The following is a 23,901-nucleotide window of genomic DNA, read 5'->3' as shown; positions in this document are numbered from 1 at the left end:
GTCAGGCGTTGCGGATCCCGGCCGCCGCCCGCAGCCCCAGCAGCTCCACCGACCGTTCCCGCATCTCCACCTTCCTGATCTTCCCGGTCACCGTGAGCGGGAACGCGTCGGCGACGTGCACGTACCGGGGGATCTTGTAGTGCGCCAGCCGTCCCGCGCAGAACTCCCTGACCCGCTCGGCCGTCAGCGGCTCGGCGCCCGGCCGCATGACGACCCACGCCATGACCTCCTCGCCGTACTTCTCGTCCGGCACCCCGATGACCTGCACGTCGGCGATGTCCGGATGGCTGTAGAGGAACTCCTCGATCTCGCGCGGGTAGACGTTCTCCCCACCCCTGATGATCATGTCCTTGATCCGGCCGACCACGTTGACGTAGCCGTCGTCGTCCATGGTGGCCAGGTCCCCGGTACGCATCCACCGGGCCTCGTCGATGGCCTCGGCGGTCTTGGCCGGCTCGTTCCAGTAGCCGAGCATGACCGAGTAGCCGCGCGTGCACAGCTCGCCGGGCTCGCCCCTGGGCACGGTGAGCCGGGTCTCCGGGTGCACGATCTTCACCTCGACGTGCGGCATCACCCGGCCCACGGTCTCGGTCCTGCGCGCCAGGTCGTCGTCGGCCCTGGTCATCGTGGACACGGGCGAGGTCTCGGTCATGCCGTAGCAGATGGCGACCTCGCGCATGTTCATCTCGCCGACGACCCGCTTCATCACCTCCACCGGGCACGGGGAGCCGGCCATGATGCCGGTCCTGAGCGACGACAGGTCGAACTTCGCGGCCTGCGCCAGCTCGGCGATGAACATCGTCGGCACCCCGTACAGGGACGTGCACCGCTCCTCCTGCACGGCGCGCAGCGTCGCCTCCGGGTCGAAGCCCGGTGACGGGATCACGATGCAGGAGCCGTGCGTGGTCGCGCCCAGGTTGCCCATGACCATGCCGAAGCAGTGGTAGAACGGCACCGGCAGGCAGACCCGGTCCGCCTCGGTGTAGTGGATCAGCTCGCCGACGAAATAGCCGTTGTTGAGGATGTTGTGGTGCGACAGGGTCGCGCCCTTGGGGAAGCCGGTGGTGCCGGAGGTGTACTGGATGTTGATCGGGTCGTCGAAGGCCAGCTCCGCCATGCGGGCCGTCAGCTGCGCCGGGTCCGCGCGGCGCTCGGCCAGGGCGGCCCAGGTGGGGTCGTCCAGGTAGACGACGTTCTCGAAGCCGGTCTCCTCGACCATCTTCCGGTAGTCGCTGCCCTTGTGCTCCAGGGCGCTGATCAGCAGCCGCATGCCCGACTGCTCGACCACGTAGCGCAGCTCGTGGGTGCGGTAGGCCGGGTTGACGTTGACGAGGATCGCGCCGATCTTGGCGGTGGCGTACTGGACGAGCACCCACTCGGCGCGGTTGGGCGCCCAGATGCCCACCCTGTCGCCCTTCGCGATGCCCCTGGCCAGCAGGGACCTGGCCAGGGCGGCCACGTCGGCGTTGAGCTCGGTGTAGGTCCACCTGCGGCCGGACGGCACGTCGACGAGGGCTTCCCGGTCGCCGAAGCGGGCCACGGTGCGTTCGAGGTTCTCGCCGATGGTCTCGCCCAGCAGGGGGGTGTCGGCGGTGGCGCTGGAGTACGACAGCATGCCCACAGTGTCATTCGCCGCCCGGCGTACGCACCAGACCCCGGCCGCGACGCGCCGCGAACCCGGCCGCCACGAGCGCGGCGCCCGCCGCCGCCGCGGCCAGCCGCTGGCGCGTGATGCGCCGCTCCACCTGCGAGTACGGGGTGGTCGAGAACGACACCAGCTCGTAGCGGGAGACGTAGCCGGGCAGCGCCCGCTCCAGCGCGTGCTCCAGGCGCTTGCCCGCCAGGAACAGCCGGGAGCCGACCTTGTCGCGCATCTCCACGAAGTTCTCCAGGGCCAGCCGGGCGATCACGTCGGTGTCGGCCCGGCGGCGCTCGAACAGCTCCAGCGCCCTCGGGAAGTCGTCGCCGGCCTCGTCCAGGCAGCGGTCCAGCGCGACGCAGTCCTCGAAGCCGCAGTTGGCGCCCTGCCCGTAGAAGGGGACGATGGCGTGCGCGGCGTCGCCGACGAGCCCGACCGTGGCGGCCCCGGTGGTGACGTGCCAGGGCGCGCAGCGCATGGTGACCAGGTGGCCGACCGGGTTGTCCCGGTAGGCCGGGACCAGGTCGGGCATCAGCTCGAACGCGTCCGGGTAGTGCGCGGCGAAGTACGCCCTGACCTTCCCCGGCGTGTCCAGCGCGGCCAGCGTGTCGTGCGGCCAGAACACGGTGCAGGTGAACGAGCGGTCGGGGTTCGGCAGGGCGATCATCATCGAGCGGCCACGGGGCCAGATGTGCAGCGCGCCCGGGTCCATCGCGTACTCGCCGTTCCTGGCCGGCAGCGGCAGCTCCTTGTAGCCGTAGTCCAGGTAGTCCTGGCTGAAGCTCACCCCTGGCAGCTGCTGCAGCCTGGCCCTGACCGCGCTGTACGCCCCGTCCGCCCCGATCACCACCCGGGCGCCGTCCTCCTTGCCGTCCTCGAACTCCAGCCTGCCCGTACGCTCGTCCAGGCCGATGAGCCGGCGCCCGAACCGGAGATCCACGCCCGGCATGGCGTCCGCCGCGTCCAGGAGCCGCCGGTTGAGGTCGGCGCGGCCGATGGAGTTGATCGCCTGGGTGCGGTCGGCGCTGTAGGGCTGGAAGGTGAGGGCGCCGTCGGGCGCGTGCATCATCCGGCCCGGCATGGGGATGGCGGCGTCGAGGACCTTGCCGTCGAGACCGAGGCGGCGCAGGGCGTCGATGCCGCGGGCGGAGAGGGCCAGGTTGATCGACCGCCCGCCTTCCCGGCCGTGCCGGCGGGGGTCGGGGCGGCGCTCGTACACGGTGACGTGGTGGCCGCGGTGGGCCAGGAAGCAGGCGAGCAGGCAGCCGACGAGGCCGGCGCCGACGATCGTGACTTCCATCTCTCCTTCGTACGGCGGGGTGCGGTATATGTCCAGGCGAGGCACCGGCGTGACGCGATACCTTTGGCCGGGTGCATGTGAAGCAGCTTCACCCCTGGCCCTCCGGCGTCGCCGAGGCGGAGGCCATCCAGGACCGGCTCCGCCCCCAGGTCGAGCTGACCGGACCCACCACGTTCACCCTGGTGGCGGGCCTGGACGTGCACTACCACGGCGACGACGAGGTGACGGCCGCGGTGGTCGTCCTCGACGCCGCCACGCTCGCGCCGGTGGAGCAGGTGGTGGCGCACGGTGCGGCGGCCTTCCCGTACGTGCCCGGCCTGTTCGCCTTCCGCGAGCTGCCCGCCCTGGTGACGGCGCTCGAACGGCTCGCGGTGACGCCCGACCTGCTGGTCTGCGACGGTTACGGGCTGGCCCACCCGCGCGGCTTCGGCCTGGCCTGCCATCTGGGCGTGCTGACCGGGCTGCCGTCGGTGGGGGTGGGCAAGACGCCGTTCGTCGGGACGCACGAGCCGCCGGGGCCCGAGCGCGGGGCCTGGACGCCGATCGTCCACGACGGCGTCACGGTCGGCCGGGCCCTGCGCACGCAGCCCGGGGTCAAGCCCGTGTACGTCTCGCAGGGCCACCGCATCTCGCTGGACACCGCCACGGACCAGGTCCTGCGCCTGGCCGCCCGCTACCGGCTCCCCGAGCCCGTCCGCCACGCCGACCACCTGGCCCGCCACCCGGGCCCGTAGCGGTCAGCGCCGCCAGGACCACACCAGCAGCCACACGCTGAGCCCGAAGAGGGTCATCCCGAGCGGCACGTGCGCGGCCACCGCGCCCGACCCGCCCAGCGCGGACTGCACGAACCCGAGCAGCAGCACCGCCAGGCTCGCCAGTGCCGGCCAGCCGGGCCCCCGCGCCGGCCGCCAGAGCAGGATCGCCCCGATGAGCTGCAGCAGGCCCAGCGCGTGCACCGCGCCCGCCCCGAGCCCGTGCAGGTCCGCCCCTCCCCCGCTCATGAGCTGCCCGGCGGTGACCGCCTGGGCGAGCACGGCCAGCGTGTTGAGCGCGGTGACGGCCTTGAACGCGGTCGCGTACCCGCTCCCCTTGGCGACCTCGGTAACCACAGGACCACTCCTCTCGAAGGAAGGTCTCCAGGATCTTTCCTGGCCCCCGGACGGGCATCCGCCGGCCGTCGCGATCGCCGCTACACCTCAGGGCGTACGCGCTCCGAACTCTTTACTTAGACGAAGTGTTACCGAATAACTACTCTGGGTAGCTAGTCGAGGGTTGTTCATTACCGTCACCCAGGAGGTTTCATGCTCTTCACCCCCCGCCGGATCGCCGCCGCCGCGATCTCCGCCGGCGGCCTGATCCTGGTCACCGCCCCCGCCGCGCATGCCGTCGTGGACCCCGTCCACGCCCTCACCTGCCTGGCGGAGACACCCGCCGACCCGACCGCGCTCCTCGATCCGGCCACCGTCACCTCGGGCGAGCTCCCGGTGACACACTGCCTCACCCCCTGATCCACGCCTCCGGGACACCGGCACGGGACCACCCCTCGACACCGGCACAGGCGGCGCCCCCTCGCACCGCCCGGTCCCACCCACCGAAGAGCAGCAGCAAGGAGTTCCGTTGAAGGTCCGAGCCCTGGCAGTTTTCGCCACTCTCGCGCTGGCGGGCGGCGCACCCCCCCTTATCCTCGACGGCCTCGGCACGAACGAGCCCCCGCTCGTCGAGGTCCAGACCTGGGTCCAGCACATCAACGTCCTGACGTCCTAGTGCGGATCGCGCAGCTGTCCGTGGCCGACACGCCGGCCGGGCCACGGACACCGCTGACGCGCGTCGGCTACGTCATGTTCCTCAGCCGATGGATCCAGGTGCCGCTCTACCTGGGGCTGATCGTCGCGCAGGTCGTGTACGTGTGGCGGTTCATGGTGGAGCTGCTCCACCTGGTCCATCTGGGTTTCGGCGGCACGCCGCCGGAGACCACCGTCATGCTGATCGTCCTCGGCCTCGTGGACGTGGTGATGATCTCGAACCTGCTCATCATGGTCATCATCGGCGGCTACGAGACGTTCGTCTCGCGGCTGCGCATCGAGGGACACCCCGACCAGCCCCAATGGCTTTCGCACGTCAACGCCAACGTGCTGAAGGTCAAGCTGGCCATGGCGATCATCGGCATCTCCTCCATCCACCTCCTCCAGATCTTCATCAACGCGGCGCGACCGACCATCACCGACCGGGAGCTGATATGGAAAACCCTCATCCACCTGACCTTCGTCGTCTCGGCGCTGGCGCTCGCCCTGATCGACCGCATCATGGCGGGTGGACGGCCGCAGCAGGGCGCAGGCGACGGGGTGCACCCTGCCGAGCGGCAGCCGGAGCGGATGGCCGCCTAGCCTGGCGGCTCGGGCCGTGGCGATGCCGGGGGTGGAGCACCTGATGGGGGTGAAGGGCGCCGCGTTCGCGGGACTCGGGGCCGTCACCGCGGCGCTGCTCTGCTGCACCGGCGCGTACGCCGACGACGACGCCGCCGCGAAGCCCGGCCCCGCTCCCCTGATCGGCGACGTGATCATCTTCAACGACGAGATCGTGGAGCCGGTGTCGTTGCCGCTGAGCACGTGCGGTGGTCTGGTGCCGCTGCTCAGCAAGTCGCCCACCACCTGCGAGGGCACGTCGCGGGTCTCGGACGACGACGCGTGAGGCCGCATGTGCCCGCCCCCGGGGGTGGGCGGGCACCGGTCCCGTCAGGCCAGGAGGCTCTCCAGCACCACGGCCACGCCGTCCTCGTCGTTGGACAGCGTCCGGTACGCCGCGGCCGACAACACCAGGGGGTGGGCGTTGGCCATCGCGTAGCCGGCGCCCGCGTACATCAGCACGGCCAGGTCGTTGGGCATGTCGCCGAACGCCACCACGTCGCCGGCCCCGAAACCCCGCTCCCGGCAGAGCCGGTCGAGCGTGACCGCCTTGGTCACCCCCGGGGCGCTGATCTCCAGCAGGCCCTCCACGCCCGAGTACGTGACCTCGGCCAGGTGCCCGATCGCCGCCGACACGGCCGCGTACATCTCGTCCGCCGTGTGCGCCGGTGACAGGGCGAGCAGCTTGACGATGGGCTGGTCCTCGTCGAAGACGGAGCCCACCTCGCGGTAGAAGGCCAGGTCGTGCTCCACCCGCCTGGTGTAGGCGGCCTCGGTCAGCACGTTCCTGCCGGTCTCCACGGCCAGGCCGATGCCGGGCAGCGCCTGCGCGAGCGCCTGGGCGACCTCGCGCGCCGCCCGCGGGTCGAGCGGGCTGCTGGCGGTGATCTCGTCGGTGGCCAGGTCGTACACGATGGCGCCGTTGCTGCAGATGGCGGTGCCGGTGACGCCCGCCTGCCCGGCGATCTCGCGGATGCCGCGGGGCGCCCGGGCGGTGACGAAGACGATGTCGGCGCCGGCCGTGCGGGCGGCCCGCAGCGCCTTCCTGGTGCGGGGGGAGACGGTGCCGTCGGAGGTGAGGAGGGTGCCGTCGAGATCGGTGGCCACGATGCGCGGGAAGGTCACGGTGCTCACAGGGGCGATTATCCCGACATAGGGGTTCTTGTAAGGTACGCGGGTGTCCTCAACTGCCCGGCCGGACGACCGCGCCGCGTCCGCGTTCCGCTTCGCCACCGAGCTGGTGGCGTGGGTCGCGACCCCGTGGGCGCTCGCCCCGCACTCCGTGCCGCTGGCCGTGCTGTCCGTGGTGGTGCTGATCGGGCTGCCGACGATCTTCTCCACCCCGGGCGACAAGCGGAACGTGATCGTGGCCGTGCCGGGTCACGTGACCATCGCGCTGGTCGTCCTGCACGTGCTGGCCGCGGTGGCGGCGGCGTGGGTGGCCTGGCACGCGGTCGCCGCCGCGCTGGTGTCCGTGCTGGCCGTGGTGACGGTGGTGCTGGAGCTGCCGCGCTGGCGGTGGCTCGTGTCGCGTTAGATCCGCATCTCGGAGGGGAGCTGCCTGTCGGCGTCGGTGAGCTCCACGCCCAGGAGCTGCCCGGAGTCGCCGTAGTCGAGGACGACGTCCTCGGCCACGACCTGGCGTACGGCCTCGCCTGGCACTATTTCGTGCTTCATCCCGATATATGCGATATTCCGGTCCTCGTCGACACTCACGTACACCGTCCGCGCCCGCTTCCCCTCCGGCGCGTCGTCCCAGGCCAGCAGCCCTCCCTTGGCCTCGTGCGAGCCCGCGAGGGCCGTCCGGACCATGGCCATCGCCAGCTCCACCGCCTCGAACGAGTCGAGCCCGGTGACCTTCCGCTCGTGCTCCCACCCGTCGAGCCCGTCGATGCGGTACGGGCACGACCACTCACCCGTCGGTTCCTCGTAAGGCACGCCGAGCGCGACCACGACGTCGCGCGGCGGATCGGTACGCAGCACCAGCATCCGGTGGGCGATCTCGTACATGTCTGCTGATCTACCCCCAAGGCCACTCCTGGAAGACTCGGCCCGGCACCGGTTAGGCAACAGAGCCTCGGTACCATATCGTCGCCGGAGAACCTTTCGTGCCCACGGTGCCTACTGGGAGCGCACAGATGAACGATTCCTTCGGGACCCGTCTGCGAGCCAGGCTCGACGAGCGGGGGCCGCTCTGTGTGGGCATCGACCCGAGCCCGGCCCTGCTCCACGCCTGGGGCCTCGACGACTCCCCCGCCGGTCTGGAACGGTTCTGCCGCACCGTCGTGGACGCGGTGGCCGACGTGGCCGCCGTGGTCAAGCCGCAGTCGGCCTTCTTCGAGCGCTGGGGCAGCCGCGGCATCGCCGTACTGGAACGCACCATCGCCGACCTGCGCGAGGCGGGCACGCTGGTGCTGCTCGACGTCAAGCGGGGCGACATCGACAGCACGATGGCCGCCTACGCCGAGGCCTACCTCGACAGGGGCAGCCCGCTGGCCGCCGACGCCGTGACGCTGAGCCCCTACCTGGGGTTCGGGTCGCTGGAGGGGGCGATCACGTCGGCGGTGGCCAACGACGCGGGCGTGTTCGTGCTGGCCCGCACCTCCAACCCGGAGGCGGCCGGGCTGCAGCGGCTCGTGGCCGGCCAGGTGCTGGCCGGGGCCGCCAGGGCGAACGCGGGGCATTCGCCGTTCGGGCCGGTCGGGGTGGTCATGGGCGCCACGCTGCCCGCGCTGGAAGACTCGCTCGCCGACCTCAACGGGCCCATCCTGGCCCCGGGCCTGGGCGCCCAGGGCGCCACGCCCGCCGACGTGGCCCGGCTGTTCGGGTCCGTACGGCACGCGGTGGTGCCGTCGGTGTCCAGGGCCGTGCTGGCCGACCCGAAGCGGCTGCGCACCCGCACGCTCCACTACCGCGACGAGTGCGCCGCCCACCTGTCCGGGGTCGCCTCTCAGAAGTGAGTCTCCGACCCGAACGCCTCCCGGAGCACGGCCATGTCGTGCAGGTCGCGTTCCCGGGGCCGGTAGCCCTGGTGGAAGGCGATCTGCTGGGCCGCTGACAGGCACGGCACCCGCACTCCCCCGATCACGCCGGAGGCGAAGGCGTCCGCCGGATAGGTGAGGGCGCCGCCCTGGTCGTCGAGCCGCTGGACGGCGGAGCCGTCGGGCCGGAAGCGCAGCGGGTGCAGGTCCAGCTCGCGCCCGCCCGGACCGGCCATGACGAAGCGGGCCGGCCGCCCCGGCACGACTCCCTCCAGGCGCTCGGCGTAGCCCAGGGCCTCCAGCGCGGCGATCGCGGCGGGCTCCTGCTCGGCCCGGTGGAGGAGGTCGAGGTCGTGGTGCTCCCTGGTGACGCGGCCGACGAGCGCGTCGATGCCCCACCCGCCGGCGACCCAGACGGCGCAGCCCGCCGTCTCCAGGGCCGCCAGCACGTCCAGGACCGCGCCTTCCGCGAACATCCGCATCCCTCCACCGGGCGATTCCGTACCGGCTCGGGCGAGTCGGCACGGCGTACGAAGAGGTGATCGTACTCGAGCGAGGCCCCCTCGCGATCCGGGACCGGCGCACCTGCCGGTCCCGGCGGCTCATGCGGAGGCCGAGGGCGTCAGACGGCGCCGCGGGCGGCCGGTTCGATGACCCGGTTCACGGCGGCCAGCACCGCGTGCACCGACGCGGTCAGGACCGAGGTGTCCTGGGCCGCGCCCCAGCAGGTGGTGCCGCCGACACGGGCCTCGACGTAGGCGATGGCCCGGCTGCCCCGCCCCGGGTCGAGGGCGTGCTCGGCGTAGTGCAGGATGTCCACGTCGATCCCGTCGGCGGCGAGCGCGCCGGTCAGCGCCGACAGCGGGCCGTTGCCGGTCCCGTGCAGCCGCCGCCCGCTGCGCAGCGTGCCGCCGAACTCGTGCACGCCCGGCGCGGTCTCCACCGTGCTCCAGTCGGCCAGCGCGCTGGTCTCCCCCGGCGCCAGGTAGGTGGCGTGGAAGAGCTCCCAGAGCTGCTCGGCGGTGATCTCCTCGCCGCTGCCGTCGGTGGCCCGCTGGACGACCGAGGAGAAGTCGATCTGCAGGCGGCGGGGCAGCTCGAGGCCGTAGCGGGTGTTCAGGAGGTAGGCGACGCCGCCCTTGCCCGACTGGCTGTTGACGCGGATGACGGCCTGGTAGTCGCGGCCCACGTCGGCCGGGTCGATCGGCAGGTACGGCACCTCCCACGGTGCCTGCTCCGGCGGCACGCCCAGATCCGCGGCCCGCTTGGCGTGGTGGGCCAGGCCCTTGCCGATGGCGTCCTGGTGGGTGCCGGAGAAGGCGGTGTAGACGAGGTCTCCGGCGTACGGGTGGCGGTCGGGCACCGGCAGGCGGTTGCAGTGCTCGACGACCCGGCGCACCTCGTCGATGTCGGACAGGTCCAGCATGGGGTCCACGCCCTGGGAGTGCAGGTTGAGCGCGAGCGTCACCAGGTCCACGTTCCCGGTGCGCTCGCCGTTGCCGAACAGGCAGCCCTCGACCCGCTGCGCCCCGGCCAGCAGGGCCAGCTCGGCGCAGGCCACGCCGGTGCCGCGGTCGTTGTGCGGGTGCACGGAGAGGATCACCGCGTCCCTGCGGTCGAGGTGGCGGTGCATGTACTCGATCTGGTCGGCGTACACGTTGGGGGTGGCCACCTCGACCGTCGCGGGCAGGTTGTGGATCACGGGGCGGTCCGGGGAGGCGTCCCACAGGGCCGTCAGGTCGTTGCAGACCTCCAGCACGTAGTCCGGCTCGGTGAGGTTGAACACCTCCGGAGAGAACTCGAAGCGGAGGTCACGGTCGCCGGCGAGGCGGGCGAGGTGCTCGGCGGCGTCCCTGATCAGGGCGCGCAGGGCGGGCCGGTCGTGGCCGAGGACCACGTTCCGCCAGGTGGGGGCGGTGGGGGTGTAGAGGTGCACGACCACGCGGGACATGCCCTCGACGGAGTCGAAGGTGCGCTCGATCAGGTCGTGCCGGGCGGGCGTGAACACCACCACGGTCACGTCGTCCGGCACGGCGCCCGGCGTGGCGAGGTGGCGGACGAAGTCGAAGTCGGTCTGGCTGGCGGAGGGGTAGCCGACCTCGATCTCCTTGAAGCCCATGGCCGTGAGCAGGTCGAACATGCGGCGCTTGCGGGCCGGGTCCATCGGCTCGGCCAGGGCCTGGTTGCCGTCGCGCAGGTCGACGGGCACCCACAGGGGGGATGCGGTGATGCGCCGGGCCGGCCAGTCGCGGCCGCCGGTCAGCGGCACCTCGACGCGCTCGTGGGCGGGCTTGTAGCGGTGGTACGGCATGCTGCTGGGGCGTTGCCGGTTCCATTCGTACACGTGGCTGCTCTTCCGTCTTGAGGTGGAGAGACCGGCGGGCACCCGGGCCACCGCGGCGGGGTGCCGGTCCGGTCAGGCCCCGCCGCGGCCGGGAAGGAGCAGACCGTACGACGTCATGGGCGCTACACTAACCACAACACAGGTCCTCAGACAACCTGAGAGGTTGACCGCGATGCCGCTTGGCTCCCTCCATCCCAGCCCGCTCGTCGAGCAGGCCACCGAGCACCTGCGCGAGCAGATCACCCAGGGCGAGTGGCCGGTGGGCACCCGGCTGCCCGGGGAGAACGCGCTGGCCAAGGCCCTCGGCGTGGGGCGCTCGACGGTGCGCGAGGCGCTGCGGGCGCTGGCCGGGGCGGGGCTGGTGCAGGCCCGGCAGGGGTCGGGGGTGTTCGTGATCGCCACGGCCGGCGCCGCCGAGCCGGCCGAGAGCTGGGCCGCCCGGCTGCGGCGGGCCGCCATCACCGACGTCTACGAGGTCCGCATGATCGTCGAGACGCAGGCGGCCGTGCTGGCGGCGGGGCGGCGTACCGAGGAGGACATGGCCGCCCTGGAGGCGGCGCTGGAGGCGCGGGAGCGGGGGGCGGAAGGGGACGACGCGGCCTTCGTGGACGCCGACATCGCGCTGCACGCGGCCGTCGTGGCGGCGGCGGGCAACCCGGTGCTCTCCGACCTGTTCGCGGAGTTCGCGCCCGCCTTGCGGGGGCGGCTGATCGATCTGGTGGAGTTGCTGGGGTTGCGGGAGCACCACCGCAATCCGGGGCATGACACGCATGCCGCCCTGGTGGCGGCCATCCGGGAGGGGGACGGGGCGGCGGCCGGGGGGATCTTGCAGGCGGAGCTGGAGCAGACGCTCACCCACCTGCACGCCAAGCGCTCACCCGGGCCCGCTGGGCACTCACCCCCACCCCTGACCCTCGGCTCATCGGCTCCGCAAACCCGGCGTCCGCCGCCCTGTCGATAGCGCCGCCGCCGTCGCCAGCGCCATCGGAACGCCAGCCCACCTGGGCGCAGCCGGGCAGACGCCGGTCGTGCCGGTCAGGCGCCGGTCGGTCAGACGCCGATCGGTCGGGCGCGGCCGGGCGGGCACCGGGCGGTCGGGCGCGACCGAGCGGGTGCCGGGCGGGCGGGGCGTCAGCCGGTGGGGCCCACGTCCGGGCGGATCTCGCTGTCCTCCTCGTCCGCGTCCAGCTCCTCCTCCGGCTCGGGTTCGTCCTGTTCGTCGGGCGGGTCGGCGGGCACGGGGCGGCGCGACTTCGGGGTGCTGGCGCCGGATCGTTCGGCGACCACGTCGCTCTCCCCGTCCACGCCCCCGATCGCCTCCGGCAGCTCATCGGATGTCTCGCTCATAGTCACCCACCTGCCCCACGAGGACCGTTTGTTACCGTCCGGGGGTGACCACCCGCACCCAGCGCCCCACCGCGCGCGTCATCCTGGCCGCCCCCGACGACCGGGTGCTGCTGCTCCGGTTCGTCCCGCCCGAGCCGTGGCCGAGCGAGCCCGCCTGGCACCTGCCGGGCGGCGGGATCGAGGCGGGCGAGACCCCGGCGCAGGCGGCGGCCCGCGAGGCGCTCGAAGAGACCGGCCACGTGCTCGACCCCTCCGCCCTCGGCCGGCCCGTGGCCACGAACGAGGGCCCGTGGTCCAACCAGGGCCGCCACTTCTACACGGTGCACACCTACTTCTTCGCCCGCGTCCAGTCGTGCACCGTCACCCCGACCGCGCTGGAGGAGTACGAGCGGGCGGAGGCGCTCCTGGGCAACCGCTGGTGGAGCGCCGCCGAGCTGGCCGCCACGGACGAGCTGGTCTTCCCGCCCGGCCTGGCCGCCCTCCTGCCCGGCCTGCTCGCCGGGGAACGGCCGGCGACCCCGGCCCGGCTCCGGTGGACCCGCTAGCGAGCGACGCGGAAGCCGATGTTCGGGGAGCGTTCCAGGTCGGGGTGGGTACGCAGGAGCTTGACGGTGTCGTCGGCGGCCACGTACCACTCCGAGCCGGTCGCCACCGGGCCGGGCCCTTTGAGGATCAGGAACCTGGTGCGCCCGTCGGTGTGCTCGCTGTCGGTGAGGTTCCACAGCGTGGCCGGGCCGGACCACTCGTACTCGGTGGGCAGCCGCGCCCCCGCCCACGCGGCATAGGCGCGGGCCTCCTCCAGGGTGACGTGGGTGACGGGCGCGTCCGGGTCCCCCAGCCAGGGGTGGCCGGGGGCGAACCTGGCGAACTCGGCGTTGGTGACCTCGCGTTCCGCGGCCGTGGCGGCCCGCCTGACCTGGCGGGTCTCGGTGCGCATGGCGTGCAGGCGGGGCGGGAGCGGCTTCCACTCGTCCACGAACGGGGCCTCGCCGTCGAAGCCGCACTCCCGTACGCGGTAGGTGATCTCGGCCGTCGCGGGCGCGCCCTCCAGCGGCGTCGTGCGGCGGGGCGTCCGCGCGGGGAACGTGGTGTCGTCGCTCCACCCCGGATCCCGGGGCTCCAGATCCAGCTCCTCCGGTACGGCCAGCACCGCCGCGACCCCCCGGCCCGGGACCGTGCCGTGCAGGTCGTCGTCCAGCTCGACCCCGTGGATCAGGTCGTAATACCTCAGCTCCCGATTTTTCGGGATATCGAGGAGGGGGCCGCGGTACGCCTCGGCCGAGCGGTTGACGATCGTCCACAACGTCACGCCGTCGCCCGACCAGCGGGACGCGGGCAGGCTCGGGGCGGCCTCGTCCACCAGCGGCGTCCACTCCCCCTCGGCGAACAGCTCCGCGTACGCCCGCTGCACCGGCAGCATGGCCCGCAGGATCGCCCGGTCCCTGGCGTTCCACCCCACCCAGGAGCCGAACACGTTCTCCCAGACCAGCATCCCGCAGCCGTTCATCCAGGCGGAGTGCAGCTCTTCGGAGTGGTCGCGGTGCCAGCGCCGGGTGTGGTGCAGCATGTGCCGCCGCTCGAACCACTTGGTCTTGATCACGCCCGGCCACTCGGAGTCCGCGAACCACTGCGCCCACGACATCGCGTGGTCGGCCACCCGGTCGAGAGGGACCGAGGACTCGCTCTCCAGCGCCACGCCGTACTCCGACAGCCAGGCGTCGCCCGCCTTCAGCGTGTCGAGGAACAGCCCGTCGGGCCGCAGCCGGTCCACCACCTCGCCGAGCCCGGTCCGGTGGTCCTCGGGGCGGGTGCCGGTGTCCCAGGGGTTGTAGTCGAGCAGCACGCGGACCCCGGCGGCGCGCAGGTCGCGTACGAGCTCGTCGATGCCCGGGACGTCGCGGTAGAGGTCGAACTGGTTGCGGCCGTCGATGCCGATCACGGGGTAGGCGTGCCAGAGGACGACGGCGTCGTACCCGCCGAACTCGCGCTCCCCGTGCGCGAGGAACCGCTCGGGCGTGAACCGGTCGCCGTCCCGGAGCAGGTCGTCCCAGAGCCAGGCCACGCAGACCGAGAAGCAGCGGCGGGTCCAGCCGGGGTACGCGCCCCGGCGGGGCAGCCGCGCGCGGGCCTCCTCCCGCCATCGGGCCAGCGCCGCCCGCCAGGCGTCACGGTCGCCCGGGTCGCCGGGGGCGGCGAGGATCTTGGCCCGATCGAGCCCGCCGAGGTCCCCGCCGTCCAGCGGCACCCGCGCCGGTAGGTCGATCTCCCGCGGCCGCGGCTCCGCCGGCCGGAAGCCGGCCGCGTGCGAACCCGGCCGGGAGCCGGACGCGGGCGAGCCGGGCGGGGCGGCGTCCCGGCCCGGCAGGGTGGTCTCCGGGGGCATCAGGTGAGCGCGTCCTCGATCTGCCGGCGGGTCGGCATCGACGTGCTGGCGCCCTCCCGCTGCACCGACAGCGCCGCCGCCACGGAGGCGAAGTGCAGGGCCTGCGCCACGGCCAGCCCCTCCGACCGCGCCACGGCCAGCGCCCCCACGAACGTGTCGCCGGCCGCCGTGGTGTCCACCGCGTCCACCTTCACCGCGGGCACCCGCACCCGCTCCCCCGACCGCGACCCGTACAGCGCGCCCTCCGAGCCCAGCGTGATCACCGCCTCGTCGACCAGCTCCAGCAGCGCGTCCATGGCCGCGTCGGCACCCGTCACGCCGGTGATGGCGGCGGCCTCGTGCTCGTTCGGGACGATGGTGGTGACCGCGTCCAGCAGCTCGGCGGGCAACGGCTGGGCGGGCGCCGGGGTGAGGAACACCGGCACGCCGGACACCTGGGCGGCCTGCGCCGCGGCCACGACCGCCGCCATCGGCAGCTCCAGCTGGAGCAGCAGCACCTGTGACCTGGCGATCGCGGCCAGGTCCTCGCCCGAGGGGCCGGTGACGGTGCCGTTCGCGCCGGGGACGACGATGATCGAGTTGCCGCCGGTGTCGTCCACCACGATGTGCGCGATGCCGCTGGGCCCGGGCACCTGGCGCAGCCCGCGGACGTCGACCCCGGCCTCAGCCAGCGTGGCGCGCATCTCCGCGCCGAACCCGTCGTCGCCCACCGCCCCCAGGAACGCCACCTCGCTGCCCGCGCGGGCGGCGGCGATCGCCTGGTTCGCGCCCTTGCCGCCGGGCACGGTGCGGAACCGGTGACCGGTGACCGTTTCGCCCAGTTTGGGGGCTTCGGAGACGTAGGCGACGAGGTCCATGTTGGCGCTGCCGAAAACCGAGATCATGACTTCATCATCTCCTGTGTACGCGCCGCCAGGGCGGCAAGACCCACCCCGTCGAAGCCGGTCAGGCTGCTGGCCAGGCTGTCACGCATGCGCCAGCGCTCCGGCACCCCGCCGTTCAGCGCGCCCGCGACGGACCCGGCCGTGGCCCCGGCGGAGTCGGTGTCCCAGCCGCCGGCCACCGCCCCGGCGATCGTGGCGGTGAAGTCGCCCCGGCCGTGGATCAGCGTGGCGGCGACGAGGGCCGCGTTGTTGATCGTGTGCACCCAGTGCAGGTTGCCGTGGCGCTCGTGGAGCAGGTCGATGACGCGCTCGAAGTCGTCCTCGCGGGCGGCGTCGGCGACGGCCAGGCGTACGGCCTCGTGCAACCGCGAGCCCCGCGGCACCACGGACAGCCCCGCCCGCACGACCTCCTCCGCCGAACCGGCGACCATCGAGGCGGCGCACATCGCGGCCGCGAACATGGCCCCGTAGATCCCGTTGGCGGTGTGCGTGAGCCGGGCGTCGCGCCAGGCGTGCTCGGCCGCCGTGGCCGGGTCGCCGGGATTGACCCAGCCGTAGACGTCGGTCCTGATCAGCGCGCCGATCCACTCGCGGAACGGGTTGCGGTAGGTGGCCGTGGCCGGGGGCTCGACGCCGTCCAGGAGGTTGCGGTACGCGACGCGCTCGGCGGTGAACGTACGGCCCGCGGGCAGCTCGTCCAGCCACAGCCGGGCCACGTCCTCGGTGGTGAACGCGCGCCCGTGGCGCTCCAGGACCGACAGCGCCAGCAGCGGGTAGTTGAGGTCGTCGTCCTCGGGGACGCCGTCGATGTTCTCGGCCAGGGAGTTGACGGCGCTGCGGCGGTTCCACGGCCAGCGGCGGGCGATGTCGTCCGGCAGGCCCTTCGCGGTGAACCAGCCGCGGATGGGCCAGTTGCCGGTGGCCTCGGCGATCTGCCTGATGCCCGCGCGCGGGATCTTCTCGACGGGCTTGCCGAGCACGCAGCCGGCCGCCCGGCCCAGCCACGCGCCCAGCACCCGGCCGGGGTCGACGGCGACCTCCCGGGGGCGCGGCTCCGGCCAGTCGGGGCAGGCCGCGATGATGCCCGCCAGGTCCGACGGCTCGGGCAGCGGGGACGGGACGGCGGCCAGCTCGTCCAGCAGCTCCTCCGCCAGGCCGCGCAGCCGCGCGGCGCCCGGCTCGGAGGCGCCGGCGCGCGGCGGGGCGTCGTGGCCGCCCGCCGCGTGCCACCGGGCGGCGATCTCGCTCACGTCGCGGCCGTCCTCGGCGGCCTGGCGCAGCTCGTGCCCGACGAGGTCCTCCGGCTGCACCCAGGTGAGGCGGATCATGCGCGCTCCTCGAATCGGGTGCGGGTGCGGTGGATCATGCGCGTCGCGCGGGTGCGGGGGATCATGCGTGATCGAGGCCGGCGAAGGCGGACTCGTGGGCGCGGCGCCGTACGAGGTCGTCGGCGTGCACCCGGCGCGCCACCCCGGCGATCGCGAGCCCGGGAGCCACCAGGTCCGTACGGCTGGCCGCCGCCACCCTCTCCACCCACTCCGGCGGCACGGAGGCCAGCCCGCCGAGCGCGCCCGCGATGGCGCCGCCCATGGAGGCGATCGAGTCGGCGTCGCGCCCGTAGTTCACCCCGCCCAGCACCGTGTCGCGGAAGTCGCCCTTGGCGATCACCAGGAACCCGAGCGCCAGCGGCAGCTCCTCGATGCTGTGCACCCGGCTCGGCCGGCGCGCCCCCAGCCCCTGGTCGCGGTAGGTGTCGGCGACCGTGTCGAAGGGCCGGACGGCGGCGCGCAGCGCCTCGAACGAGCCGTCCCAGTGCCCCAGCCCGGCCGCGGTCTCGCAGACCGCCTCGATGGCGGCCCGGGTGCCGTCCTTGGCCAGGCGCAGGCAGGCCGCCACCACGGAGTCGGCGGTGGCGCCCGGCCGCATGGCCTCGGCGACGGCGGCGGCCATGACGCCCGCGGCCTCGCGGCCGTAGCTGGACTGGTGCGCCCCGGCCAGGTCGACGGCCTCGGCGTAGGCGGCGTCGGGGTCGGCGGCGTTGACGATGCCGACGGGGGCGACGTACATGGCGGCGCCGCAGTTCACGATGTTGCCGACGCCGGCCTCGCGCGGGTCGGCGTGCCCGTAGTGCAGGCGGGCCACGATCCACTTCTCGGCCAGGAAGATCCGCTGCAGCGGCAGCGCCTCGGCCTCCAGCTCGGGGATCCACCGCCGCTCGCCCATCAGCTCGGGCACCAGGTGCTCGGCCATCGAGTAGGCGTCCAGGTGACCGCCGGCCTTCTCGTACACGCGGATCAGGGCGTGCGTCATCAAGGTGTCGTCGGTGATGTGGCCGTCGCCCTTGTGGTACGGGGCGATGGGGCGGGCGTTGCGCCAGTCCTCGTTGAACGGCGGCACGATGCCCTCGACGCGGCCCCCGTACCGCTGCACGATCTGCTCGGGAGTCCAGCCCTCGGTCGCGCCGCCCAGCGCGTCACCGACCGCCGCCCCCGCCACGCAGCCGGTGGCCCTGTCTTCAAGCGGCGTCATGCTATGTCCTCCAATAGTTGGATCAAATCTCGGCCCGCCAGATCAGGCAGGCAACAACCGGCCAGCGTACGGGTCGAGGCGGTCCACCCCTCCGGGATCGCCTCGTACCCGCCGCAGGCCCCGGCCAGCGCCCCCGTGAGCGCGGGCGCCGAGTCGGCCAGCGAGGCCAGGCACGCCGCGGCGGGCACGGCCCTGCCCAGCTCGCCGCCGGAAACCTCGGCCAGCGCCAGCGCCACGGGCACCGTCTGCGCGGCGCCCACGCCGTAGCTGTAGACGTGGTCGAGCAGGGCGCCGTCGAGCGCGGGGATCGCGCCGAACGGGTCGCCCGCCTTCCGCGCGACGGCCAGCGCCAGGCGGGCGTTGTGGCCGATGGCGGTGTCCTCGGGCAGGACGGCCAGCGCCGCCTCGACCGCGCCCGCCACCGAGCCCGATGCCACGGCCTCGGCCACCGCTGCGGCCATGGCCAGGGCGCCCAGCACGCCGTCGCCGGCGTTCGTCACCTGGGCGTCCGGCGCGGGGTCCCTTCCCAGGGCCCCGAACGCGACGGCCCTGACGGCGGCGGCGTCGTCGAAGTGGTGCGGGTTGTCGTGCCCGGAAGCGGGCGGCTCGACGCCCCTGGCCAGGTTGTCCAGCGCGGTCGCCACGGAGATGCGCGCCCTGACGCGCGGCGACTCCCCGTCCGGGGCGATCAGCTCCCTGAAGGCCCCGGCCCTGGGCCGGTCGATGGTGAGCGCCGTCCACGCGAGCCACTCGGCGTCGTCGGACGGCCCGATCCGCAGCGGCGCGACCGGCTGGTTCAGCGCGAACGGCACCGGCAACGTGGTGACCCGGTGCTCCTCGGCGAACGCGTCCAGCTCGCGGTGCAGGCGGCGGCTCCAGGGCGCGTGCAGCGCCGCCCGGTGCCTGGCCGCCGGCCACCCGGCCGCGTCGCCGGTGGCGAGCCCGGCGAAGGCTCCCCTGATTCTGTCCCCCGACATTGCGATCTACAGCCCTCCCGCCGGTTCGTCGGCGAGTTCGTCGGCGAGCTCGTCGGCGGTGTCCAGCACGTGTCTTCCGGCCACGACGGGCAGGCATTTGCCCGTCACGGCCCCGATCCTGGCGGCCCAGCGGGCGGGCACGCCGCCCTCTCCCCGCCCGGCCCCGGCCACGGCACCGGCGATGGCGCCGATCGTGTCGGCGTCGCGGCCCAGGCTCACGCCGAAGGTCACGGACGTCTCGACGTCGCCGTCCGCGGCCAGGAAGGCGGCCAGGGCCAGCGCGACGGCCTCGGGCGCGACGTCGGTCCAGGGGTAGTGCCTGACCACGACGGCCTCGTGCAGGGCCTCGATGACGTCGGGGTCGCCGGGGTCCGGGGACGGGCCGAGCGCCGCGCGGGCGCGTACGAGGTTCCGTGCCGTCCACGAGTCCGCCGGGATCACCGACAGCGCCGCCGACACCACCTCGCCGGGCGCGGCCCCGCCCATCGCGGCGGCCACCGCCCCGGCGACCGCGCGGCCGCCGAGTATGCCCTCGCCCGACCCGCTGACCAGCCCGTCCTGCTCGACCAGCCGGGCGGCCTCCGCCGGATCGCCCGGGCAGAAGATCCCGTAGGGCGCGGCCCGCATCGCGAGCCCGTCGGACCAGCCGTGCGAGTGCACCAGCCCGGTCAGCGGCGGCTCCAGCCCGCGGCGAAGCGCTTCGATGGTGCCCAGCTCGGAGAAGCCGGCGCCGCGCATCGGGCCCGTCACCCGGGGGATGATCTCCTCCCGGTACGCCGCCGCCACGTCCGCGGCGGTCAGCGCGTGGCCGTGCCGTACCAGCAGCGAGGCCGCGAAGATGGCGTATTCCGTGTCATCGGTGCCCCCGCCCTCGATCTCGGTGAGCCTGCCCCACCGCCGGCGGATCTCCGCCGGCGACAGGTTCTCGGCCGGGGCCCCGAGGGCGTCGCCGGCCGCCAGGCCGAGCAGGCACCCCCGGGCTCTCTCCCTCAACGAAGTCAACGCTGGTACCGCTCCAACACCTCGTTGCCCTCCTGGACGAGCTTCGTGGCCGCCTCGTCGATGGTGATCTTATTGGCGAAGTACTCCTGCAGCACCGGAGTGGCGACCTTGCTCTTCCACTCGTCGAACCCGTTCACCTTCAGGAACGGCGCCACGACCAGGTTCTTCGCGGAGGCGGTGGCCACGTCCCAGCCGTTGTCCTTCGTGGTCATCGCCGGGTCGGCGGCGGCCGTCTGGGAAGTCGGCAGCAGCCAGTCGCCCTTGGCGAGCTTGGCCTGGTTCGGCCCGTTCAGGAAGAACGAGATGAACTTCATCGCCTCGTCGGGGTGCTTGCTGTCCTGCGCGATCGACAGCGTCTGCGAGACCGCGCCCTGCTGGGCGCTGGTGCCCTTGGGCGCGGGCAGGGTGACCCACTCGAACCCCTCGGGAGCCTGCTCGACGACCTGCTGGCGCAGGTAGACGCCGGCCGGGAGCAGCGCGAACTTGCCCTTGTAGAACGCGGGCAGCGGGTCCGCGGTGCCCTGGCCGAGGGCGGCCGGGTCGGCGGACTTGTCCTTGTAGAGCTGGTCGTGGATGCGCTGGAGCACCTCGCGCTCCTCGGGGCCGACCTTGACGGTGGTCTTGCCCTCGGCCGTCTGGAAGAACGTGCCGCCGAAGTTGAGCGCCAGGTTGAGCGTCTTGTTGACCGGCGACTTCATCGGCCACGCCACGCCGAAGGCGCCGCCCTTGGTCATCTTCTTGGCGGCCTCGGAGAACTCGTCCCACGTCCACGGGTTGTCCGCAGTGGGGACGCGTACCTGGGCCTCGTCCAGCAGCTTCTTGTTGGCGATGATGACCTGCGACTCCTGCAGGAACGGCACGCCGTAGACGCCCTGCTCGCCCTTGCCGCCGTCGAAGGTGACGGTGTCCCAGGCGGACTGCGGGATGTCGCTCTTGAGCTCGGCGGGCAGCTTGTCGCTCAGGTCGAGCAGGTAGCCGTCACTGGCGAAGCCGGACAGCGCGGGCGAGTCGTTGTGGATGACGTCGGGCGCCGTGCCACCGGCGAACTGGGTGACAAGCTGGTCGTTGACGTTGTCCCAGCTGCCCTGGACGTAGGTCACCTGGATGGTGGGGTTGGCCTTGTTCCACTCGTCCACGAGCTGCTTGTTCGCGGCGACGGATTCCTTCTGCCACGCCAGGCTGAGGAAATTGAGCTTGACTGGCTCGTTGGGCGCGGACGACGGCTCGCCACCGCCTCCCCCGCCGCACGCGGCGGCCAGCGTGAGGAGCGCCGCCGCCGCCAAAGCGGACTTGATTCGCATATGAGCCTCCTAGCCCTTGACGGCGCCGGCCATCAGGCCGGACTTCAATCGCCGCTGGATGATTGCGAAGAAGATCAGGCTCGGGATCGTCGCCATGAGCGACGCCGCGGCCAGCGGTCCGAGCCTGGCCACTCCCTCCGGGCCGGTGAACCTCACCAGCGTGAGCGGGAGCGTCATGACGTCGGGGTCCTGGAGGATCACGAGCGCGAACATGAACTCGTTCCAGGACGAGATGAACGAGAACAGCAACGTCGCCACCACGCCGGGCGCGAGCAGCGGGGCGACCACGCTGACGATCGCGCGCAGCCGGGTCGCGCCGTCCACGGACGCCGCCTCCTCCAGCTCGCGCGGCACCGCGCGCACGTATCCCTGCAGCATCCACAGCGCGAACGGCAGCGTGAACGTCACGTGCACGACCACCAGGCCCGGCAGCGTGTTCACCAGCTCCAGGTCGCGCAGGATCATGAAGAGCGGGATGATGATCAGGATGAACGGGAACACCTGGCTGACCAGCACCCACCCGATCGCGATCTTGTTGACCAGGCTGCGGTAGCGCGCCATCGCGTAGGAGGCGGGCAGCGAGATCAGCACCGTGATCACGCTGCTGAACAACGCCACGACCAGGCTCCGCGTGGCCGCGCCGACGAGGTCCTGCTCGCCGAACGCGTCGCTGAAGTTGGCCAGCGTGGGGTCGCGCGGGATCCAGGTGGGATCCGCCATGGCCATCTCCTGCGGCGTCTTCAGCGCCGTGGACAGCAGCCAGACCAGCGGGAACGCCAGGAAGACGATGTACGCCAGCAGCGCCGCGTACTGTGAGACGCGCCCCATCACTTGGCCTCCCTCATCTGCCGCCACAGGTAGAGCCCGAGCACCGCCAGCACGACGATCGCCATCGCGAGGCCGAGCATCGAGGCGTAACCGGCGAAGCGATACCTGAACGCCTCCTCGTAGGCGAACAACATCGGCAGCCGGGTCTGGCCGCCGGGCCCGCCCTGCGTGAGCACGTAGACCAGGCCGAACTGGTTGATGTTCCAGACGAAGTCCAGCGAGGTGATCGCCACGATGACGGGGCGGAGCTGGGGCAGCGTGATGTTCCAGAACCGCCGCCACCGACCGGCGCCGTCCACCTCGCCCGCCTCGTAGAGCTCCTTGGGGACACCCTGCAGGCCCGCCAGCAGCACGACCGTGGTCTGCGGCATGCCGGTCCAGATGCCGACCACGATGATCGCGGGCAGCGCGAGCGAGAAGTCGGCGAGCCAGTTGATGTCGGTGCCGAGCACGTCGTTGAGGATGCCCGCGTCGGGGTGGTAGACGAGCTTCCACATCAGGCCGATGACCACCGGCGGCATCGCCCACGGCACCACCGCCAGCACCCGGGCCACGCTCCTGAAGCGCAGGTTCTGGTTGAGCAGCAGCGCCAGGCCGAGCGCGGCCAGGAACTGCAGTACGGTCACCGACACCGCCCAGATCGCGCCGATCCGGAACGAGGACCAGAAGTCGTCGTCGGACAGCAGCTGGACGAAGTTCTCCAGGCCCACGAAGCTCGTCTCGTGGACGCGGGTGTTGCGGGCGTCGGTGAACGCCAGGCCGATGCCGTACAGCAGCGGGCCCACGCTGAACAGCAGCACCGGCACCATCGCCGGGAGCATCAGCAGCCACATCTCCCGCGTCTCGCGCGAGATCCCGCGGCGCTTGGCCCGCGGTCTCCGCGGGGGCGCCGGTCTCGTCACGGTCGCCGTCACGCCCCGCCCTCCTTCCGATCCGTGCGCTCGTACTCGATGGCCTCGGACCCGGCCGTGGACGCCCGTACGACGAGGCGCGGCGGCACCGTGACCAGGCGGGGTTCGCGGTCGCCGCCCTGCAGCCGGTCGAGCAGCAGCTCGGCGGCGGCCTTGCCGCGCTCGGCGGAGCCCAGCGAGACGCTGGTCAGCGACGGCCACGAGGCCGCGGCCAGGTCGGTGTCGTCCATGCCGACCACCGCCACGTCCTCCGGCACCCGCTTGCCCGCGGCGCGCAGCACGTCGAGGGCGCCGAGCGCGATCAGGTCGTTGGCGCACATCAGCGCGTCCACGTCGGGCACCCGGGCGAGCAATTCCGCCACCGCCCGGCCCCCTTCCGCGCGGTAGAAGTCGCCGATCTGCACGAGGTTCTCGTCGTAGGCCAGGCCGAGGTCGGCCAGCGCCTCCCGGTACGCGGCCCCGCGGGCGGCGCCGGGCACGGTGTCGAGGGGGCCGTTGATCATGGCGATGCGGCGGCGGCCGAGCGAGTAGAGGTGATCGACCGCCAGCCTGACGCCGGTCCGCGAGTCGGCGCGTACGTTGTCCACGCGCGTCCCCTCGGGGACCGAGCCGATGATCACGACGGGCGCCCTGGCCGCGGCCAGCATCTCGAGGTGGGCCTCGGTGACGCGCAGGGGGCTCATGATCAGCCCGTCCACGTACCGCTCGCCCAGGCTGTGCAGCACGTCGATCTCGTCGGCCACGACGGCGTCGGTGGAGTGCAGGACGAGGCGGTATCCGGCGGCCTTCAGCACCGGCTGGATCTCGCGGAGCATGGCCAGGTAGGCGGGGTTGCCGACGTCCGCCATGGCGAAGGCGACCTGGTGGGTGCGGCGCGACTTGAGCGACCTGGCCACGGCGTTGCGCACGTAGCCGAGCTCGTCGGCGGCGGCCATCACCTTGCGCACGGTCTCCTGCCTGGTCGGCAGGCCGTTCAGCACCCGCGAGACGGAGGCGATCGAGACACCGGCGCGCTCGGCGATCGTGTTGATCGTGGGTCCGTCGGCCAAGACTGTCCTTCCCTGAGGTGTAAA

The 23,901-nt window shown here is 72.9% G+C and carries 27 protein-coding genes; 9 read left to right on the top strand and 18 right to left on the bottom strand.

What is annotated here, in order from left to right; translation table 11 throughout:
- Position 1: 1 nt before the first annotated feature.
- Together ACBJ59_RS10115 and ACBJ59_RS10110 are read right to left on the bottom strand one after the other, a co-directional pair.
- Positions 2-1,615 (bottom strand): AMP-binding protein, encoded by a 1,614-nt coding sequence (locus ACBJ59_RS10115; protein WP_375109887.1) that lies wholly within the window; start codon positions 1,613-1,615, stop codon positions 2-4.
- A 10-nt stretch (positions 1,616-1,625) separates the two neighbouring features.
- Positions 1,626-2,939: an FAD-dependent oxidoreductase gene (locus tag ACBJ59_RS10110; RefSeq protein WP_375109886.1), complete on the bottom strand. Its 1,314-nt coding sequence runs from the start codon at positions 2,937-2,939 to the stop codon at positions 1,626-1,628.
- Between the two features lie 71 nt (positions 2,940-3,010).
- Here ACBJ59_RS10110 and ACBJ59_RS10105 point away from each other — a divergent pair, with 71 nt between their 5' ends.
- On the top strand, positions 3,011-3,673 hold the full coding sequence (locus ACBJ59_RS10105) for an endonuclease V (RefSeq protein WP_375109885.1): 663 nt from the start codon (positions 3,011-3,013) through the stop codon (positions 3,671-3,673).
- Positions 3,674-3,676: 3 nt separating this feature from the next.
- Here ACBJ59_RS10105 and ACBJ59_RS10100 read toward each other — a convergent pair whose 3' ends face one another.
- A complete protein-coding gene (locus ACBJ59_RS10100; RefSeq protein ID WP_375109884.1) occupies positions 3,677-4,048 on the bottom strand; it encodes a hypothetical protein in 372 nt (123 codons plus the stop codon).
- Positions 4,049-4,240: 192 nt separating this feature from the next.
- On the opposite strand from ACBJ59_RS10100, the gene ACBJ59_RS10095 reads away from it, so the two are divergent.
- The 4 genes from ACBJ59_RS10095 (at position 4,241) to ACBJ59_RS10080 (ending at position 5,627) form a co-directional block, all read left to right on the top strand.
- On the top strand, positions 4,241-4,447 hold the full coding sequence (locus tag ACBJ59_RS10095) for a hypothetical protein (RefSeq protein WP_375109883.1): 207 nt from the start codon (positions 4,241-4,243) through the stop codon (positions 4,445-4,447).
- A gap of 109 nt (positions 4,448-4,556) precedes the next feature.
- Positions 4,557-4,703, top strand: coding sequence for a hypothetical protein (locus ACBJ59_RS10090; protein WP_375109882.1), 147 nt, complete (start codon positions 4,557-4,559; stop codon positions 4,701-4,703).
- Positions 4,703-5,323 carry a TIGR00645 family protein gene (locus tag ACBJ59_RS10085; RefSeq protein ID WP_375109881.1) on the top strand — a complete coding sequence of 207 codons (621 nt, stop codon included), beginning with the start codon at positions 4,703-4,705 and terminating at the stop codon, positions 5,321-5,323. Before ACBJ59_RS10090 ends, ACBJ59_RS10085 begins: the two co-directional genes overlap by 1 nt.
- Before the next feature lie 16 nt (positions 5,324-5,339).
- Positions 5,340-5,627, top strand: coding sequence for a hypothetical protein (locus ACBJ59_RS10080; RefSeq protein WP_364137004.1), 288 nt, complete (start codon positions 5,340-5,342; stop codon positions 5,625-5,627).
- A 44-nt stretch (positions 5,628-5,671) separates the two neighbouring features.
- Here ACBJ59_RS10080 and ACBJ59_RS10075 read toward each other — a convergent pair whose 3' ends face one another.
- Entirely contained in the window at positions 5,672-6,475 is an 804-nt protein-coding gene (locus tag ACBJ59_RS10075; RefSeq protein WP_375109880.1) for an HAD family hydrolase, read from the bottom strand.
- A 43-nt stretch (positions 6,476-6,518) separates the two neighbouring features.
- On the opposite strand from ACBJ59_RS10075, the gene ACBJ59_RS10070 reads away from it, so the two are divergent.
- Positions 6,519-6,878: a hypothetical protein gene (locus ACBJ59_RS10070; protein ID WP_375109879.1), complete on the top strand. Its 360-nt coding sequence runs from the start codon at positions 6,519-6,521 to the stop codon at positions 6,876-6,878.
- Here the strand turns inward: ACBJ59_RS10070 and ACBJ59_RS10065 are convergent.
- Positions 6,875-7,351, bottom strand: a complete 477-nt coding sequence (locus ACBJ59_RS10065) for a DUF6968 family protein (RefSeq protein WP_375109878.1) — start codon at positions 7,349-7,351, stop codon at positions 6,875-6,877. The genes ACBJ59_RS10070 and ACBJ59_RS10065 overlap by 4 nt on opposite strands.
- A gap of 128 nt (positions 7,352-7,479) precedes the next feature.
- Between ACBJ59_RS10065 and pyrF the strand changes: the two genes are divergently transcribed.
- The gene (gene pyrF, locus ACBJ59_RS10060) at positions 7,480-8,301 is read left to right on the top strand and encodes an orotidine-5'-phosphate decarboxylase (protein ID WP_375109877.1); all 822 of its coding nucleotides are present in this window, start codon (positions 7,480-7,482) and stop codon (positions 8,299-8,301) included.
- Here pyrF and ACBJ59_RS10055 read toward each other — a convergent pair.
- Together ACBJ59_RS10055 and leuA are read right to left on the bottom strand one after the other, a co-directional pair.
- Positions 8,292-8,798, bottom strand: a complete 507-nt coding sequence (locus ACBJ59_RS10055; RefSeq protein ID WP_375109876.1) for a nucleotidyltransferase domain-containing protein — start codon at positions 8,796-8,798, stop codon at positions 8,292-8,294. The genes pyrF and ACBJ59_RS10055 overlap by 10 nt on opposite strands.
- A gap of 146 nt (positions 8,799-8,944) precedes the next feature.
- Positions 8,945-10,633, bottom strand: a complete 1,689-nt coding sequence (gene leuA, locus ACBJ59_RS10050) for a 2-isopropylmalate synthase (protein ID WP_375110215.1) — start codon at positions 10,631-10,633, stop codon at positions 8,945-8,947.
- A gap of 205 nt (positions 10,634-10,838) precedes the next feature.
- On the opposite strand from leuA, the gene ACBJ59_RS10045 reads away from it, so the two are divergent.
- On the top strand, positions 10,839-11,627 hold the full coding sequence (locus ACBJ59_RS10045) for a FadR/GntR family transcriptional regulator (RefSeq protein WP_375109875.1): 789 nt from the start codon (positions 10,839-10,841) through the stop codon (positions 11,625-11,627).
- 170 nt (positions 11,628-11,797) lie between these two features.
- Here the strand turns inward: ACBJ59_RS10045 and ACBJ59_RS10040 are convergent, their stop codons facing one another.
- Positions 11,798-12,013: a hypothetical protein gene (locus tag ACBJ59_RS10040; RefSeq protein ID WP_375109874.1), complete on the bottom strand. Its 216-nt coding sequence runs from the start codon at positions 12,011-12,013 to the stop codon at positions 11,798-11,800.
- 44 nt (positions 12,014-12,057) lie between these two features.
- Between ACBJ59_RS10040 and ACBJ59_RS10035 the strand changes: the two genes are divergently transcribed.
- On the top strand, positions 12,058-12,558 hold the full coding sequence (locus ACBJ59_RS10035; protein ID WP_375109873.1) for an NUDIX hydrolase: 501 nt from the start codon (positions 12,058-12,060) through the stop codon (positions 12,556-12,558).
- Here the strand turns inward: ACBJ59_RS10035 and ACBJ59_RS10030 are convergent.
- The 10 genes from ACBJ59_RS10030 to ACBJ59_RS09985 all read right to left on the bottom strand — a co-directional run bounded on the left by ACBJ59_RS10030 (position 12,555) and on the right by ACBJ59_RS09985 (position 23,877).
- The gene (locus ACBJ59_RS10030; RefSeq protein WP_375109872.1) at positions 12,555-14,396 is read right to left on the bottom strand and encodes an SUMF1/EgtB/PvdO family nonheme iron enzyme; all 1,842 of its coding nucleotides are present in this window, start codon (positions 14,394-14,396) and stop codon (positions 12,555-12,557) included. The genes ACBJ59_RS10035 and ACBJ59_RS10030 overlap by 4 nt on opposite strands.
- A complete protein-coding gene (gene rbsK, locus ACBJ59_RS10025; RefSeq protein WP_375109871.1) occupies positions 14,396-15,280 on the bottom strand; it encodes a ribokinase in 885 nt (294 codons plus the stop codon). Before rbsK ends, ACBJ59_RS10030 begins: the two co-directional genes overlap by 1 nt.
- Positions 15,277-16,608: an ADP-ribosylglycohydrolase family protein gene (locus tag ACBJ59_RS10020; RefSeq protein WP_375109870.1), complete on the bottom strand. Its 1,332-nt coding sequence runs from the start codon at positions 16,606-16,608 to the stop codon at positions 15,277-15,279. The genes rbsK and ACBJ59_RS10020 overlap by 4 nt, the downstream gene beginning before the upstream one ends.
- Before the next feature lie 61 nt (positions 16,609-16,669).
- Positions 16,670-17,809, bottom strand: coding sequence for an ADP-ribosylglycohydrolase family protein (locus ACBJ59_RS10015; RefSeq protein WP_375109869.1), 1,140 nt, complete (start codon positions 17,807-17,809; stop codon positions 16,670-16,672).
- A complete protein-coding gene (locus ACBJ59_RS10010) occupies positions 17,806-18,786 on the bottom strand; it encodes an ADP-ribosylglycohydrolase family protein (RefSeq protein WP_375109868.1) in 981 nt (326 codons plus the stop codon). Before ACBJ59_RS10010 ends, ACBJ59_RS10015 begins: the two co-directional genes overlap by 4 nt.
- 6 nt (positions 18,787-18,792) lie before the next feature.
- Positions 18,793-19,779 carry an ADP-ribosylglycohydrolase family protein gene (locus ACBJ59_RS10005; protein ID WP_375109867.1) on the bottom strand — a complete coding sequence of 329 codons (987 nt, stop codon included), beginning with the start codon at positions 19,777-19,779 and terminating at the stop codon, positions 18,793-18,795.
- Between the two features lie 5 nt (positions 19,780-19,784).
- The gene (locus ACBJ59_RS10000) at positions 19,785-21,089 is read right to left on the bottom strand and encodes an ABC transporter substrate-binding protein (RefSeq protein WP_375109866.1); all 1,305 of its coding nucleotides are present in this window, start codon (positions 21,087-21,089) and stop codon (positions 19,785-19,787) included.
- A 9-nt stretch (positions 21,090-21,098) separates the two neighbouring features.
- Entirely contained in the window at positions 21,099-21,917 is an 819-nt protein-coding gene (locus ACBJ59_RS09995) for a carbohydrate ABC transporter permease (RefSeq protein WP_375109865.1), read from the bottom strand.
- Positions 21,917-22,831 (bottom strand): carbohydrate ABC transporter permease, encoded by a 915-nt coding sequence (locus ACBJ59_RS09990; RefSeq protein ID WP_375109864.1) that lies wholly within the window; start codon positions 22,829-22,831, stop codon positions 21,917-21,919. Before ACBJ59_RS09990 ends, ACBJ59_RS09995 begins: the two co-directional genes overlap by 1 nt.
- Positions 22,828-23,877, bottom strand: a complete 1,050-nt coding sequence (locus ACBJ59_RS09985) for a LacI family DNA-binding transcriptional regulator (protein ID WP_375109863.1) — start codon at positions 23,875-23,877, stop codon at positions 22,828-22,830. Before ACBJ59_RS09985 ends, ACBJ59_RS09990 begins: the two co-directional genes overlap by 4 nt.
- Between the last annotated feature and the right edge of the window lie 24 nt (positions 23,878-23,901).

The sequence above is a fragment of the Nonomuraea sp. MTCD27 genome (assembly GCF_041950495.1).
GTDB lineage: Bacteria > Actinomycetota > Actinomycetes > Streptosporangiales > Streptosporangiaceae > Nonomuraea.
Note: the sequence above shows the minus strand (reverse complement) of the source record. Positions and strands in the feature narration are given on the sequence as shown.

What these genes read in the sequence shown, in the direction of transcription:
- pyrF (WP_375109877.1), top strand. Translation starts at nt 7,480, where the DNA reads ATGAACGATTCCTTCGGGACCCGTCTGCGAGCCAGGCTCGACGAGCGG.
- ACBJ59_RS10055 (WP_375109876.1), bottom strand. Translation starts at nt 8,798, where the DNA reads ATGTTCGCGGAAGGCGCGGTCCTGGACGTGCTGGCGGCCCTGGAGACG.
- ACBJ59_RS10110 (WP_375109886.1), bottom strand. Translation starts at nt 2,939, where the DNA reads ATGGAAGTCACGATCGTCGGCGCCGGCCTCGTCGGCTGCCTGCTCGCC.
- ACBJ59_RS10020 (WP_375109870.1), bottom strand. Translation starts at nt 16,608, where the DNA reads ATGATCCGCCTCACCTGGGTGCAGCCGGAGGACCTCGTCGGGCACGAG.
- ACBJ59_RS09995 (WP_375109865.1), bottom strand. Translation starts at nt 21,917, where the DNA reads ATGGGGCGCGTCTCACAGTACGCGGCGCTGCTGGCGTACATCGTCTTC.
- ACBJ59_RS10045 (WP_375109875.1), top strand. Translation starts at nt 10,839, where the DNA reads ATGCCGCTTGGCTCCCTCCATCCCAGCCCGCTCGTCGAGCAGGCCACC.
- ACBJ59_RS10095 (WP_375109883.1), top strand. Translation starts at nt 4,241, where the DNA reads ATGCTCTTCACCCCCCGCCGGATCGCCGCCGCCGCGATCTCCGCCGGC.
- ACBJ59_RS10030 (WP_375109872.1), bottom strand. Translation starts at nt 14,396, where the DNA reads ATGCCCCCGGAGACCACCCTGCCGGGCCGGGACGCCGCCCCGCCCGGC.
- ACBJ59_RS10000 (WP_375109866.1), bottom strand. Translation starts at nt 21,089, where the DNA reads ATGCGAATCAAGTCCGCTTTGGCGGCGGCGGCGCTCCTCACGCTGGCC.
- ACBJ59_RS10010 (WP_375109868.1), bottom strand. Translation starts at nt 18,786, where the DNA reads ATGTCGGGGGACAGAATCAGGGGAGCCTTCGCCGGGCTCGCCACCGGC.
- leuA (WP_375110215.1), bottom strand. Translation starts at nt 10,633, where the DNA reads ATGCCGTACCACCGCTACAAGCCCGCCCACGAGCGCGTCGAGGTGCCG.
- ACBJ59_RS10115 (WP_375109887.1), bottom strand. Translation starts at nt 1,615, where the DNA reads ATGCTGTCGTACTCCAGCGCCACCGCCGACACCCCCCTGCTGGGCGAG.
- rbsK (WP_375109871.1), bottom strand. Translation starts at nt 15,280, where the DNA reads ATGATCTCGGTTTTCGGCAGCGCCAACATGGACCTCGTCGCCTACGTC.
- ACBJ59_RS10065 (WP_375109878.1), bottom strand. Translation starts at nt 7,351, where the DNA reads ATGTACGAGATCGCCCACCGGATGCTGGTGCTGCGTACCGATCCGCCG.
- ACBJ59_RS10015 (WP_375109869.1), bottom strand. Translation starts at nt 17,809, where the DNA reads ATGACGCCGCTTGAAGACAGGGCCACCGGCTGCGTGGCGGGGGCGGCG.
- ACBJ59_RS10040 (WP_375109874.1), bottom strand. Translation starts at nt 12,013, where the DNA reads ATGAGCGAGACATCCGATGAGCTGCCGGAGGCGATCGGGGGCGTGGAC.